The organism is Sphingobium sp. CECT 9361 (assembly GCF_918741285.1).
Taxonomy (GTDB): Bacteria; Pseudomonadota; Alphaproteobacteria; order Sphingomonadales; family Sphingomonadaceae; genus Sphingobium.
In genome coordinates this window covers 1,056,793-1,070,272 of the sequence record NZ_CAKKNC010000001.1, presented here as the reverse complement: position 1 = coordinate 1,070,272, position 13,480 = coordinate 1,056,793, and the positions used below count along the sequence as shown (strand labels likewise).

The window sequence follows — 13,480 nt, the reverse complement described above, 5'->3', positions numbered from 1 at the left end:
CAATATTCTATGATCGGACTGGTTCTGGTAACGCATGGTCGGCTGGCGGCGGAATTCGTCGTAGCGATGGAGCATGTGGTCGGCCCACAGCAGGCGATCGAAACGATCTGCATCGGCCCGGATGACGACATGGAATTGCGCCGTGCCGACATCGCTTCGGCCGTCGAGCGCGTCAACGACGGCAACGGCGTCATTCTCCTGACAGACCTGTTCGGCGGCACCCCCTCCAACCTCGCTATTTCGCTGCTGAAGGCTGGTGAAATAGAAGTGATCGCCGGGGTCAACCTCCCCATGCTGATCCGGTTGGAGAGCGCACGCAAGGCTATGGACGTGCGCATGGCCGTGGCGGCAGCGCGCGAAGCGGGCCAGAAATACATCAGCGTAGCGTCCGAGTTGCTGGGCAGTGCATCATGAGCGGGTTCAGCCGCGAAGTCCTGATCACCAACCGCCGGGGATTGCATGCGCGCGCGAGCGCCAAGTTCGTCACTATCGCTAGCGCCCTGCCCGCGCAGATCACCGTCGCCAAAGACGGTTCCGAAGTCACCGGCACGTCGATCATGGGCCTCATGATGCTGGGCGCGGCAATGGGCGACAGCATCGTGATCAGCGCCGCAGGGGATGAAGCCGAAGAGTCGCTGGGCAAACTCGTCAGCCTCGTCGAGGACAAGTTCGGCGAAGAGTGACCTTGCGTGGCGCGTGAAATCACCGGTTTTTCAAACCCGCTGGTAAAGCGGGTACGCAGCCTGCGGGAAAAGAAGTTCCGCAAGGCGGAAGGTCTGTTCCTGGCAGAAGGCCTTCGTATCCTGACAGAAGCGCGCGATGCGGGCGTCCTGCCCGAAATGCTGTTCCATGCAGGATCGGACCATCCGCTCGCACAGGATCTAATTGCGGCGATGGAGGCGGCCGGTGGCGATGTGATCGAAACATCGCCCGACATTCTCGCGAAAATCAGCGGGAAGGACAATCCGCAGGCAGTCGTTGGCGTATATCGCGATCGATTGACGCCGCTGGATGCAATCGACCGCACCACCGCCGATATCTGGATTGTCGCGCAATCGCTCCGCGATCCCGGCAATCTTGGCACGATCTTGCGCACAGGCGATGCCGTGGGCGCAGGTGGACTGATATTGGTCGACGATTGCGTCGATCCCTTTTCCGTCGAAGCGGTGCGCGCCAGCATGGGCGCGCTCTTCACCCAGCTTATCGTGACGGCGCGATGGGAAGAGTTCGTCCCTTGGCTGCGGCAAGGTCCGGGACAACTGGTCGGCACCAGCCTCAATACGACGCATGACTATCAGGGTCCGACTTACCAAGCGCCCGTCTTCCTGCTGGTCGGCAATGAAGCGCAGGGTTTGCCCGAAAGCTACGAAGCGCAATGCGACCTGCTGGTAAAAATGCCGATGCTGGGCAAGGCCGACAGCCTGAATGTCGCCGTCGCCACAGCCGTCATGGCCTATGAAGTGCTGAACCAGAAGCGGGGCCGGGCATGAGCGGCATAGCTGCGATGCTGCGTCACAAGCGCGTGCTTGGGGCGAGCCTGATCGGCACGGCAGTCGAATTTTACGATTTCTATATCTACGCTACGGCCGCCAGTTTGGTCTTCGGCCCCTTGTTCTTTCCCGCGACTTCTCCATCGGCACAGCTTCTGGCCGCCTATGCGAGCTTCGCGCTGGCGTTCATCGCCCGCCCTCTGGGGGCAGCGGTATTCGGGCATTATGGCGACCGGATCGGGCGCAAGTCGACGCTGGTCTATTCCCTGATGTTGATGGGCGGATCGACGTTGCTCATCGCCTTTCTGCCGACCTATCAGTCCATCGGCTGGGTCGCGCCTTTGCTGCTTTGCATCTTGCGTTTCGGTCAGGGTTTCGGTCTTGGCGGCGAATGGGGCGGCGCGGCATTGCTGGCGGTGGAGAATGCCCCGCCGGGATGGCGCGCCCGGTTCGGGATGTTCCCGCAACTGGGTGCGCCTGTCGGCTTTATCGCCGCCAATGGCCTGTTCCTGCTTCTCGGCGCGTTTCTAACCGAAGATCAGTTTCTGGCCTGGGGTTGGCGCTTGCCGTTCCTCGCCAGCGCCATTCTGGTCATATTGGGCCTCTGGGTTCGACTGAAACTGACTGAAACGCCTGAGTTTGCAGATGCGATGGCGGAAGCACCGCCCCCTGCCCTGCCCCTCGCGACGCTTCTGCGCGATCACCTGCGCGCCGCCATTGCCGGTACATTCGCTGTTGTCGCTTGCTTCGCCATTTTCTACATCGCGACGGCCTTTGCGTTGGGTTTTGGCACCGCGACGCTCAAGATCGGGCGAGAGACGTTCCTCGGCCTGCAACTCGGCGCGATCCTGTTCATGGCGCTCGGCATCATCCTTGCCGGATGGTGGGCGGACAAGACCAGCCCGCGCCGGGTTCTCATCATCGGATGCCTCGGCACGATCCCGATGGGCATACTCTTCGGCGCAGCGATGGGCAGCGGATCGCTGCTCGCTATCTTCTCTATCCTCGCGCTTGCGCTCTTCCTCATGGGTTTCGTCTATGGCCCGCTCGGCGCGTTCCTGCCGGCACTGTTTCCCATACAATTGCGCTACACCGGCGCCTCGTTCGGATTCAATCTGGGCGGCATCATCGGCGGCGCACTGGCCCCCATCGTCGCGCAATATCTCGTTGCGACACAGGGTATCGCGTTCGTCGGCCTATATATGTCGGCAGCGGCAGCCATCAGCCTGATGGCCCTCTGGCGTCCCGGCGGAACAACTGCGCCCGCCGCCTGACTCTCTTGCCCGCCGTCCACTACGCGATACAGTGCGCTCCTCATGACAAGGGGATTACCGTGAAGGCATATTATTTGGGCGTCGCCGCTCTGGCCATGTCGCTGCCCGTACAGGCGCAAATGCCGTTAAGCATGACCGAGGCGCGCAATCCCACGGTCCCCCCGGTCTTGCCTCTGCGCGATCAAGCCGCGTTGCGCGATGCCTGGCTGGCGGAGCGACTGGACAGCGTCGTTCCCAAATTGATGCGCGAACACGGCATCGACATGTGGGTGCTCGTCGCGCGGGAATATATGGAGGACACCGTCGTCGCGACGATGCTGGACGCTGAATCCATGCATGCCCGTCGGCGCACGATCCTGGTGTTCTACGATCCCGGCAACGGCAAACCTATCGAGCGGCTGACGGTCAGTCGCTATGGCCTCGGCACGCTTTTCGCCGCAGCATGGACGCCGGAGACGCAGCCCGACCAATGGAAGCGCCTTGCGCAGTTGATCGCCGAGCGAAACCCCAAGAAAATCGGCCTCAACATCTCCCCGCGCACGGCATTCGGCGATGGCCTGACGCATGGGCAGTATCAGGATCTGGTTGCGGCCCTGACGCCCGATCAACGCGCGCGGATCGTGTCCGCCGAACCGCTGGCGGTCGGCTGGCTCGAAACACGCATCCCCGCCGAGATGAAGATGTATCCGCAAATCGTCCGCACAGCACATGCCATCATCGCCGAAGGGCTATCCAATGCGGTCATCACCCCCGGCAAGACGACCGCCGACGATGTTGTATGGTGGTATCGCGAACGGATTGCAGGACTGAAACTCGACACATGGTTCCAGCCATCCGTGCATATCTTCCGCAAGGGCGAAGCGAACGACATTTCAGGAGACGTCGTGATCCAGCCCGGCGACATGCTGTGGACCGATTTCGGCATCACCTATCTGGGGCTGAACACCGACACGCAGCATCTGGCCTATGTGCTGAAAGCCGATGAGCGCGATGCGCCCGCTGGTCTGCGCGCGGGAATGGCGGCGGGCAATGCAGTGATGAACGCACTGACGTCCAGCTTCAAAACCGGCCTGACGGGTAATGAGATGCTGGCCGCAGCGCGTAGCAAGGCGAGCGCCGCCGGACTTAACCCGACGATCTATTCGCATCCTATCGGCTATCATGGCCATGCGGCTGGCAGCGCCATCGGCTTCTGGGACAATCAGCAACCGGGCCCTTCCGGCAATCATCCATTACGCGCCGATACCGCCTGGTCGATTGAATTGTCAGCAACCGTAAAAGTGCCCGAATGGGACGATCAAAGCGTGGTGTTCCGCCGGGAAGAGGACGCTTTCTTCGACGGCAAGACAGTACAGTATCTCGACGGACGGCAGACGGAATTTCACCTGATCGCCAACAAGCCGTGAAGATTACGCTTTGGTGGTCGTCGCGCCGCTGACGTCCATCATTTTCCCATCGGTGATGATGACGCGGTCGCCCAGCTTCGCTTGCTGGAACAACAGCTTCGCGAACGCGGTCGGCACACCGATGCAGCCATGCGTCGCATTACCCCATTGCACGTCGCTGCCGTGGATCGCGACGCCGTCATTGGTGAGCCGGAGCATATAGGGCATCGGCGCATCGTACAGGTTGGACACATGATCGGCGTCCTTCTCTGAGATCGGGAAGGTGCCAACAGGCGATTCCTTGTCCGTCGCACCATAGACGATCACCGCCGCGCCAATTTCATACCCGCCACGGAATACCGACATCGTCTGCGCTTTGAGGTCCACGGTAATGACCAGCGGACCAGCAGGCACACCTTTATCGTCCCACTTGTAATCGCCATGCCGGAACGGCCCATCAATGGTCAGTACGCGCTTTACGACAAAAGGACTTTCCACAGGTGCCGCGACGGGCTTGACCGTAGATTGCGCCACTACGGCAGGCTTGACCGTGATAAGCGGCGCCACGGCTTGCGGCTTATCCGTGGGGCGGCTGGGCTTGCTCGTCACCTGAATGGCGGTTGCCACCAAAGCGATACCCAATCCTGCCCGGATGACATCACGAGCCTTGATCGCTTTGATTTTGCTAATGATATTCATGCAAGGGGTACTCCAGACCTTGTCCTTAGCCGATCTGGAAAAGAAGGCGAGAGGCCGATTTCCGCTGTGCCGCTTCGGGACGACGACACAGCCATTCGTTAATTCGCAAATGGATGGGAAAATATGCTTATCGGCTTGACCCAAAGAAGAATGTACCAAAGGGAGGCGCTGTCTTAACGCGAAGAGAGACGCCTCGTCTCAGGATTGAGATCGGAGCGCTGAAGGAACCACAATGCGTCGCGCCTGCCTGATCATATCATCTGCTCTGTTTTGCACACCGACCATGGCGCAGGAGGCAGTGCAATCAATCGTGGTGACGGGGCAAGGCTTGCCTTCCCCGCCCGGGACGCCCGCCTATGGATCGGTCGTGATAACGCGGGAGCGGTTGACTTCGGTGGCTTCGGGACGGCTGGAAACCGTGTTGGGCGACGTCGCTGGCTTTCAGCAGTTTCGCCGGTCGGACAGTCGGTCGGCCAATCCATCGGCACAGGGCACAACCCTGCGCGCGCTGGGCGGCAACGCATCCAGCCGTGCCTTGGTCTTGCTCGACGGCGTACCGATGGCCGATCCGTTTTTCGGCTATATTCCGTTCAGCGCGATTGTCCCGGATCGGCTGGGTGCCATCCGCGTGACGCGAGGGGGCGGAGCCGGGGCTTTCGGGGCAGGCGCCGTGGCCGGAACCATCGAAATGGAAAGCGCCCCACGCAGCGATTTACCCCTGTTCAGCGGCAACGCCCTGTATGGCAGCCGCGATTCCACCGAACTGTCAGGCACCGTCACGCCGAACCTGGGTGCAGGCTATGTCTCGGTGTCCGGACGATGGGACCGCGGCGACGGTTTTTACACCACGCCGCGCACACAACGCACCATCGCCGATGTCCCTGCGCGCTATGACGGCTGGTCCTCCAGCATCCGCGCCGTCGCACCGATCAGCGACACGCTGGAAATTCAGGCCCGCGCGTTGATATTCAACGATGACCGGACTCTCCGTTTCAACGGCGCAGACAGCCATAGCGAAGGACAGGACGCCAGCCTTCGCATCGTGTCACGCGGCGCATGGCAGATCGATGCGCTGGCCTATGTCCAGGCCCGCAATTTCAGCAACGTGGTCATCAGTTCCAGCAGCTTCCGCAAAACGCTGGATCAGCGCAACACGCCCTCCACCGGCATCGGCGGCAAGATAGAATTGCGCCCGCCTGTCGGCCCCGATCACGTCCTGCGCATCGGCGCGGATACCCGCTATGCCAGCGGCAATATGTTCGAAGATGCGTACAACGCCAACACAGGCGTCGTAACCGCTCGCCGCCACGCATTCGGCCGCCAAAGCACGTCAGGCATATTTGTTGAGGACGACTGGACGATAGGGCAGCTCATCCTCACCGGAGGAGCCCGCGCCGACCGGTGGACCATTACGGACGGTCAGTTCGAAACCCGTAACGCGGCGGGCACCCTTACCGGCGACACGCTCTATCCCGACCGGGACGGCTGGAAATTCAGCGGGCGGGCCGGCGCGCTGTTCCGGCCCAATGAAGCCATCGCCTTGCGCGCTGCCGGATATACCGGGTTCCGCCTTCCAACGCTGAACGAACTGTATCGGCCCTTCGCGGTGTTCCCCGTGACGACGCAGGCCAATGCCGCACTTGGCCTTGAAAAACTGAAAGGCGCGGAGATCGGTGCGGACCTGACACCGCTCCCGGGTGTCGCGCTGGGCATCACCGGCTTCTACAACCGCTTGGGCAATGCCGTCGCCAATGTCACGATCGGCACCAATCAGCGTCAGCGGCAAAATGTCGATGCCATCGTAGCGAAGGGCGTTGAGTTGACCGCGAGCGCACGGAGCGGCGACATGTCGCTGATCGCATCCTACGCCTACAGCCATGCGACGGTGAAAGCGCCCTTAAAGCCATTCGACGGCCTCGTACCCGCACAAAGCCCACGCCATGCGACCAGCGCTACATTGGCATGGGCACCCGCCAATGGACCGTCGCTATCCACCACGCTGCGCTATGTGTCACGCCAATATGAAGACGATCTCCAGACAGATGCTCTGCCCGGTGCCATCACGCTGGATGCCTTCGCGCGATTGCCGATTGGTCGACATCTCGCCATTGTCGGGCGGGCCGAGAATATTTTCGACAAGGCTGTCGTAACCCGCAACGCTGGCGGATCGATGGACCTTGGTACGCCCCGGACACTATGGATCGGTTTCCGGGTCGAAGGTTGAATGGAATAAGACGAAGAGGATGACGACTATGCCGCAAGACCTTTTCCCGGTGTCAGCCGAATGGGCCACCAAAGCCCTTCGCAATGCAGAAAGCCGTGCGGCGGAACATGCCCGCTCGCTGGCGGAACCCGAGTCCTATTGGCTCGAACAAGCGCAGCGCCTCGATTGGATCACGCCGCCAACAGTCGCAGATGAGAGCAGCTTTGACGAAAACGCGTTCGGCGTACGCTGGTTCGGCGACGGCGTCCTTAATGTGTCGGCCAACTGTATCGACCGCCATCTGGCGGAACGCGCGGACGCCGTCGCGATCATCTGGGAATCGGACGATCCGAAGGAAGAGCCTCGCCGCTACACCTACGCGCAATTGCATGAAGAAGTGTGCCGCTTCGCCAATGTGCTGAAAGCCGCCGGTGCCAAAAAAAGCAGCCGGGTCACGGTCTATATGCCCATGATCCCGGAAGCGGCCTTTGCCCTTCTTGCCTGCGCGCGCATCGGCGCAATCCATAGCGTCGTCTTCGGCGGCTTCTCGCCAGAGGCGCTCGCGGGCCGGATTACCGATTGCGATTCCACCCTCGTCATCACCGCCGACGAGGGGCGACGCGGCGGCAAGATCGTCGCGCTGAAGGACAATGTCGACAAAGCGCTGGCGCTCAGCCATTGCGTAGATCACGTTGTTGTCGTGAAAGCCACTGGCGGCGAGATCGCGATGCAGGACGGTCGGGACATCTGGTATCATGAGGCCGCTGCCAGCGCGTCAGTCGATTGCGCGCCGGAACCGATGAATGCGGAAGATCCGCTTTTCCTCCTCTACACATCGGGCTCGACGGGGAAGCCTAAGGGCGTTCTGCACACCACAGGGGGCTACCTGCTGTGGGCAAGCCTGACGCATGAGTTGTGCTTCGATTATCGTCCGGGCGAAATCTACTGGTGCGCCGCGGACATCGGTTGGGTCACCGGACATAGCTACATTGTCTATGGCCCGCTCGCCAATGGCGGAACGACGCTGATGTATGAGGGGCTGCCCAACTGGCCCACACCCAGCCGTATCTGGGAAGTGGTGGACCGCCATAAGGTGCAGACGATTTTTACAGCGCCCACCGTGCTGCGCGCGCTGATGAAGGAAGGCGACGGCTATGTCACGTCGACCAGCCGCGCGTCCCTGCGCATATTGGGCACCGTAGGTGAGCCGATCAATCCGGAGGCATGGCGCTGGTATCACAGCGTCGTGGGCGAAGGCCGCTGCCCGATCGTGGACACATGGTGGCAGACCGAAACGGGCGCAGCGATGATCGCTCCCATGCCGGGCGCCACCGATTTGAAACCGGGATCGGCCACTCTGCCTATGCCGGGCGTAGAACCGCAGATCGTGGATGCAGAAGGCACTGTTCTGGAGGGCGCAGCCGAAGGCAATCTCCTCATCGCCCGATCCTGGCCCGGCCAGATGCGGACCGTGTGGGGCGATCATGAGCGTTTCTTCCAGACTTACTTCACCATGTATCCCGGCAAATATACCACTGGCGACGGCGCACGCCGCGACGAGGATGGCTATTACTGGATCACCGGACGTGTCGACGATGTCATCAACGTATCGGGCCATCGCATGGGTACCGCCGAAGTCGAAAGCGCGCTCGTCCTGCATGCCAAGGTTGCAGAAGCCGCCGTTGTCGGCATGCCGCACGATATCAAGGGGCAAGGCATATACGCTTATGTCACGCTAAACGCAGGCGAAGAGCCTTCCGACGATCTCCGCAAGGATCTCGTCAAATGGGTCCGCACTGAAATCGGCCCCATCGCCACACCCGACGCCATTCAGTTCGCACCCGGTCTTCCAAAGACCCGCTCGGGCAAGATCATGCGCCGTATCCTGCGCAAAATTGCGGAGGGGGAGGTTTCCTCTCAGGCGCTGGGCGACACGTCCACGCTGGCCGATCCATCGGTCGTGGACAATCTGGTCGCGAACCGCGTAAGCTGACGATATGGCAAGTATCCCCCTTCATCCGCAATCACGCTACGACAGCGTGGCCCGCCTTCTCCATTGGGTCATCGCCACTCTCGTGATCCTGAACATCATCGGCGGGCTCGCGCACGATGCGCTGGAAGGGATCGTCAATGTCATGCCCCTGCACAAATCGACCGGCATTACGGTGTTTTTCCTGACGGTTCTTCGGATCGTCTGGCGACTGGTGAATCCGCCGCCACCGCTACCCTCCAACATGGCCAGTTGGGAAAAGGCTGCATCGCACGCTACGCATGCCTCCTTTTATCTGCTCATGGTGCTGGTGCCGCTGACGGGCTGGATCATGGTATCGGCCGGAACGCGGCCGCTCGACTGGTTCGGCTTATTCCCGATATCGAAATTCGGGGTGACCAAGGGCGACGCCATTGTCGACATTTCGGGCGAAGGGCATGAAATCCTCGCCATCCTGTTCGGCGTCCTGGCGCTCATTCACATCGCAGCGGCGCTGCGCCATCATTTTCTGCTGAAGGACACCATCCTTCGCCGTATGGCGGGCTGATCGCAGCCCACCATCAGGCGAAGGTTTCCGGGTCTGCCTCAGTGCCCTTCATGCTCTGCACCGGCAGGCGCAGCAGAGCCCGTCTTTTGGACAATGGCGTCGACGATGATCCGGTCGCCATTGGAAAACAGGAACGTCAGCGGAACCTTCCCCTGCTGAACCGCTTCGGGATTGACGCCCCACAGCATCAAATGCTTGCCGCCCGGTGCGAACGCGACCTGCGTCTTGGCGGGGACCGGCACGGCAGTGACCGGCGTCATCGTCATCTTGCCACCCATGTTCATCGTTTCATGCATTTCCACGCGCAGCGCGCGGTCGGTCATCACGCCCCGCAGCTCGACCGGCGTCTCCCCGCCGTGGACGACAAAATAGCCTGCCGAGGGCATGTCCTTGTTGGGGCTGACCCGAATCCACGCCTGATCCACGAACAAGGGTGCGGGATCGGCGCAGGCCGCCAGCAGCATCGGCGCCGTCAGCAAACCGATAGTAGCAAGCATCCGTGAAAATGACGGCATCATGGCTGTATCCTTTCTGTCCCGTTTCCGGTCGAACATAATATTGCATCGTCCCTAATCGCCGTAGCTTCTTGTGCCAAGCAAAAGCCCCCCTATATCGACATTCGAGACGGTACTTGTGCTGGCATGATGTGCAGGGCAAGGCCGCTAACCGCTGAACGTCTTGGGGTTAAAGAGGACATACATGGCTAAAGTTATCGGAATCGATCTGGGCACCACCAATAGCTGCGTTGCAGTTATGGACGGCGGCAAGCCGAAGGTAATCGAAAATTCGGAAGGCGCGCGCACGACGCCGTCGATCGTTGCATTTACAAAGGATGGCGAGCGCCTGATCGGTCAGCCGGCCAAGCGCCAGGCCGTCACCAATCCGGAAAACACCATTTTCGCAGTCAAGCGTCTGATCGGTCGTCGGTTCGACGATCCGCTGACCAAGAAGGATATGGAACTGGTCCCCTATGCGATTGCCAGCGGTGGCAATGGCGATGCGTGGGTCAAGGCCGGTGGCGAAGAATATTCGCCGTCGCAGATTTCCGCCTTCACGCTGCAGAAGATGAAGGAAACCGCCGAGAGCTATCTTGGCGAAACCGTGACGCAGGCAGTCATCACCGTTCCGGCCTATTTCAACGACGCCCAGCGTCAGGCCACCAAGGACGCGGGCCGGATCGCCGGTCTTGAAGTGCTGCGCATCATCAACGAACCGACCGCAGCCGCTCTGGCTTACGGCCTCGACAAGCAGGACGGCAAGACCATCGCCGTTTATGACCTTGGCGGCGGCACCTTCGACATTTCCGTGCTGGAAATCGGCGATGGCGTGTTCGAAGTGAAGTCGACCAACGGCGACACCTTCCTGGGTGGCGAAGATTTCGACGCAAAGATCGTCGAATATCTGGCCGACGAGTTCAAGAAGCAGGAAGGCATCGACCTGCGCGGCGACAAGCTGGCGCTGCAGCGTCTGCGTGAAGCAGCCGAAAAGGCGAAGATCGAACTGTCTTCGGCGGCAAGCACCGAAGTCAACCTGCCCTTCATCACTGCCGACCAGAACGGTCCGAAGCATCTGGTGAAGACGATCACGCGTTCGGATCTGGAAAAGCTGGTTGCCGATTTGATCAAGCGCACGCTGGAGCCTTGCAAGAAGGCACTGGCCGACGCAGGCGTTACCGCCAGCGACATCAGCGAAGTCGTTCTCGTCGGCGGCATGACCCGTATGCCGCGCGTCCGCGAAATCGTGAAGGAATTCTTCGGCAAGGAACCGCACACCGGTGTGAACCCTGACGAAGTCGTCGCGATGGGCGCTGCCATTCAGGCAGGCGTTCTGCAGGGCGACGTCAAGGACGTGCTGCTGCTCGACGTTACCCCGCTCTCGCTGGGTATCGAGACCCTCGGCGGCGTGTTCACGCGCATGATCGATCGCAACACCACTATCCCTGCCAAGAAGTCTCAGGTCTATTCGACTGCCGACGACAATCAGCAGGCCGTGACGATCCGCGTGTTCCAGGGCGAACGTGAAATGGCGGCGGATAACAAGCTGCTGGGTCAGTTCGACCTCGTCGGCATTCCGCCGGCACCGCGTGGCGTACCGCAGATCGAGGTTATCTTCGACATCGACGCCAACGGTCTCGTCAACGTGTCCGCCAAGGACAAGGGTACCGGCAAGGAGCAGCAGATCAAGATCCAGGCTTCGGGCGGTCTGTCCGACTCCGACATCGATCAGATGGTCCGCGATGCCGAGCAGTTTGCCGAAGAAGACAAGAAGCGTCGTGAATCCGCCGAAGCGAAGAATAACGCGGAAAGCCTGATCCACACGACCGAGCGTCAGCTTGAAGAGCATGGCGACAAGGTCGATGCGTCGCTCAAGTCGGAAATCGAAACTGCCGTTGCTGCGACCAAGTCAGCTGTCGAAAGCGGCGACATCGAAGCGATGAAGGCAAAGGCACAGGAACTGGCGACGATTGCCATGAAGCTGGGTCAAGCGATCTACGAGAAGGAGCAGGCCGCCGGTGCCTCGCCGGGTGCCGAAACGGCAGCCAAGGCAGATGACGGCGTGGTCGATGCCGAATTCTCCGAAGTAGACGAAGACAGCAAAGCGTAAGGAAAAACTCCCCCCTCTCCCCTTCAGGGGAGAGGGTCGGGGAGAGGGGGATGGAAGTCGGTGGCTAAAGCGTGAGCATGGCAAACATGGGCGTGCGCAGCCTTCCCTTCCAACTCTCTCCCTTGAAGGGGTGAGGGCACTATGAGCACCGAAGTTGATTTTTACGAGCTGTTGGAAGTCGATCGCACGGCTGACGGCGCGACTCTAAAGAGCGCCTATCGCAAGCTGGCGATGAAATATCACCCCGACAAGAACGGGGGATGCGCGGATAGCGAAGCCAAGTTCAAGGCGGTCAGCGAAGCCTATGCTGTGCTGAACGATCCGCAGAAGCGTGCAGCCTATGATCGCTTCGGCCATGCTGCTTTCCAGAATGGCGGACCGGGTGGCGGGAGCGGCTTTGGCGGCGGCGCAGGCGGATTCTCCGACTTAGGCGATATCTTCGAAACGATTTTCGGCCAGTCGGGTTTCGGGGGCGGCGGACGTCAGGCCAGCCGCCGCGGCGCAGACTTGCGCTACGATCTCGAAATCGGTCTGGAAGATGCCTATCATGGCAAGCAAACAGCGATCGACGTGGAAGTTTCCGCGCCGTGCGATAGGTGTGACGGATCGGGTGCAAAGCCTGGCACTGGCGTTAAAAGCTGTGGCACCTGCAACGGTCATGGGAAGGTCCGCGCTCAGCAAGGCTTTTTCGTGGTCGAACGCACCTGCCCATCCTGTCACGGCGCAGGCAAGGTCATCGAAAGCCCCTGCGGCACATGTCGCGGCGAAGGCCGAGTGGACAAGAAGAAGACGCTTTCGGTCAACATTCCCGCGGGCGTCGACGAAGGTACACGTATCCGCCTGACCGGCGAAGGCGAAGCCGGACCGCGCGGCGCACCCTCAGGCGATCTCTACATTTTCCTGCACGTGGAGCGGCACAGCATCTTTGAGCGCGAAGGCACGACCTTGTTCTGCCGCGCGCCTGTCAGCTTCACGACTGCATCCTTGGGCGGAACAATCGAAGTCCCCGGCCTCGACCGCGAGCGCCATGAAATCCGCATCCCGGCGGGAATACAGTCCGGCAAGCAACTGCGTCAGCGCGGCGCAGGCATGCCGGTTCTCAACGGTCGTGGTCATGGCGACATGGTCGTACAGATCGACGTAGAGACTCCTACACGCCTTACGCCCAAGCAGAAAGAACTGCTCGAAGCCTTCCGTGAAACGGAAACCGGCGAGGAATGTCCGCAATCGACTGGATTTTTCAGCAAGCTGAAGGATATGCTGGGATAATCACCCGGTGAACGCGGGG

At 60.8% G+C, this 13,480-nt stretch carries 12 protein-coding genes; 10 read left to right on the top strand and 2 right to left on the bottom strand.

Annotated features, from left to right (window positions below; translation table 11 throughout):
* Positions 1 to 9: 9 nt before the first annotated feature.
* Genes LQ220_RS04965 through LQ220_RS04945 form a run of 5 tightly spaced genes read left to right on the top strand, consistent with a single transcriptional unit; the run spans position 10 to position 4,170 of the window.
* The gene (locus LQ220_RS04965) at positions 10 to 414 is read left to right on the top strand and encodes a PTS sugar transporter subunit IIA (protein ID WP_230187148.1); all 405 of its coding nucleotides are present in this window, start codon (positions 10 to 12) and stop codon (positions 412 to 414) included.
* Positions 411 to 683, top strand: a complete 273-nt coding sequence (locus LQ220_RS04960; RefSeq protein ID WP_230187147.1) for an HPr family phosphocarrier protein — start codon at positions 411 to 413, stop codon at positions 681 to 683. Before LQ220_RS04965 ends, LQ220_RS04960 begins: the two co-directional genes overlap by 4 nt.
* Positions 684 to 689: 6 nt before the next feature.
* Positions 690 to 1,490 carry an RNA methyltransferase gene (locus LQ220_RS04955; protein WP_230187146.1) on the top strand — a complete coding sequence of 267 codons (801 nt, stop codon included), beginning with the start codon at positions 690 to 692 and terminating at the stop codon, positions 1,488 to 1,490.
* Positions 1,487 to 2,764: an MFS transporter gene (locus LQ220_RS04950; RefSeq protein ID WP_230187145.1), complete on the top strand. Its 1,278-nt coding sequence runs from the start codon at positions 1,487 to 1,489 to the stop codon at positions 2,762 to 2,764. The genes LQ220_RS04955 and LQ220_RS04950 overlap by 4 nt, the downstream gene beginning before the upstream one ends.
* A gap of 59 nt (positions 2,765 to 2,823) precedes the next feature.
* Entirely contained in the window at positions 2,824 to 4,170 is a 1,347-nt protein-coding gene (locus LQ220_RS04945; protein WP_230187144.1) for a M24 family metallopeptidase, read from the top strand.
* A gap of 3 nt (positions 4,171 to 4,173) precedes the next feature.
* Here the strand turns inward: LQ220_RS04945 and LQ220_RS04940 are convergent, their stop codons facing one another.
* Positions 4,174 to 4,848, bottom strand: a complete 675-nt coding sequence (locus tag LQ220_RS04940) for a L,D-transpeptidase family protein (protein ID WP_230187143.1) — start codon at positions 4,846 to 4,848, stop codon at positions 4,174 to 4,176.
* 283 nt (positions 4,849 to 5,131) lie between these two features.
* On the opposite strand from LQ220_RS04940, the gene LQ220_RS04935 reads away from it, so the two are divergent.
* Genes LQ220_RS04935 through LQ220_RS04925 form a run of 3 tightly spaced genes read left to right on the top strand, consistent with a single transcriptional unit; the run spans position 5,132 to position 9,588 of the window.
* Positions 5,132 to 7,072: a TonB-dependent receptor gene (locus tag LQ220_RS04935; RefSeq protein ID WP_230187142.1), complete on the top strand. Its 1,941-nt coding sequence runs from the start codon at positions 5,132 to 5,134 to the stop codon at positions 7,070 to 7,072.
* A 28-nt stretch (positions 7,073 to 7,100) separates the two neighbouring features.
* Positions 7,101 to 9,044, top strand: coding sequence for an acetate--CoA ligase (acs, locus tag LQ220_RS04930; RefSeq protein ID WP_230187141.1), 1,944 nt, complete (start codon positions 7,101 to 7,103; stop codon positions 9,042 to 9,044).
* A 4-nt stretch (positions 9,045 to 9,048) separates the two neighbouring features.
* Positions 9,049 to 9,588 carry a cytochrome b gene (locus LQ220_RS04925; RefSeq protein ID WP_230187140.1) on the top strand — a complete coding sequence of 180 codons (540 nt, stop codon included), beginning with the start codon at positions 9,049 to 9,051 and terminating at the stop codon, positions 9,586 to 9,588.
* 38 nt (positions 9,589 to 9,626) lie between these two features.
* Here LQ220_RS04925 and LQ220_RS04920 read toward each other — a convergent pair whose 3' ends face one another.
* On the bottom strand, positions 9,627 to 10,103 hold the full coding sequence (locus LQ220_RS04920; RefSeq protein WP_230187267.1) for a copper chaperone PCu(A)C: 477 nt from the start codon (positions 10,101 to 10,103) through the stop codon (positions 9,627 to 9,629).
* 184 nt (positions 10,104 to 10,287) lie between these two features.
* Between LQ220_RS04920 and dnaK the strand changes: the two genes are divergently transcribed.
* The gene (dnaK, locus tag LQ220_RS04915; protein ID WP_230187139.1) at positions 10,288 to 12,192 is read left to right on the top strand and encodes a molecular chaperone DnaK; all 1,905 of its coding nucleotides are present in this window, start codon (positions 10,288 to 10,290) and stop codon (positions 12,190 to 12,192) included.
* Positions 12,193 to 12,333: 141 nt separating this feature from the next.
* Complete coding sequence (dnaJ, locus tag LQ220_RS04910) at positions 12,334 to 13,461, top strand: molecular chaperone DnaJ (protein ID WP_230187138.1); 1,128 nt, start codon at positions 12,334 to 12,336, stop codon at positions 13,459 to 13,461.
* The last annotated feature ends 19 nt before the right edge of the window (positions 13,462 to 13,480 follow it).

Coding starts and splice junctions, on each gene's coding strand:
- LQ220_RS04965 (WP_230187148.1), top strand. CDS start 10: ATGATCGGACTGGTTCTGGTAACGCATGGTCGGCTGGCGGCGGAATTC.
- LQ220_RS04960 (WP_230187147.1), top strand. CDS start 411: ATGAGCGGGTTCAGCCGCGAAGTCCTGATCACCAACCGCCGGGGATTG.
- LQ220_RS04950 (WP_230187145.1), top strand. CDS start 1,487: ATGAGCGGCATAGCTGCGATGCTGCGTCACAAGCGCGTGCTTGGGGCG.
- LQ220_RS04940 (WP_230187143.1), bottom strand. CDS start 4,848: ATGAATATCATTAGCAAAATCAAAGCGATCAAGGCTCGTGATGTCATC.
- LQ220_RS04935 (WP_230187142.1), top strand. CDS start 5,132: ATGGCGCAGGAGGCAGTGCAATCAATCGTGGTGACGGGGCAAGGCTTG.
- acs (WP_230187141.1), top strand. CDS start 7,101: ATGCCGCAAGACCTTTTCCCGGTGTCAGCCGAATGGGCCACCAAAGCC.
- LQ220_RS04925 (WP_230187140.1), top strand. CDS start 9,049: ATGGCAAGTATCCCCCTTCATCCGCAATCACGCTACGACAGCGTGGCC.
- LQ220_RS04920 (WP_230187267.1), bottom strand. CDS start 10,103: ATGCCGTCATTTTCACGGATGCTTGCTACTATCGGTTTGCTGACGGCG.
- dnaK (WP_230187139.1), top strand. CDS start 10,288: ATGGCTAAAGTTATCGGAATCGATCTGGGCACCACCAATAGCTGCGTT.
- dnaJ (WP_230187138.1), top strand. CDS start 12,334: ATGAGCACCGAAGTTGATTTTTACGAGCTGTTGGAAGTCGATCGCACG.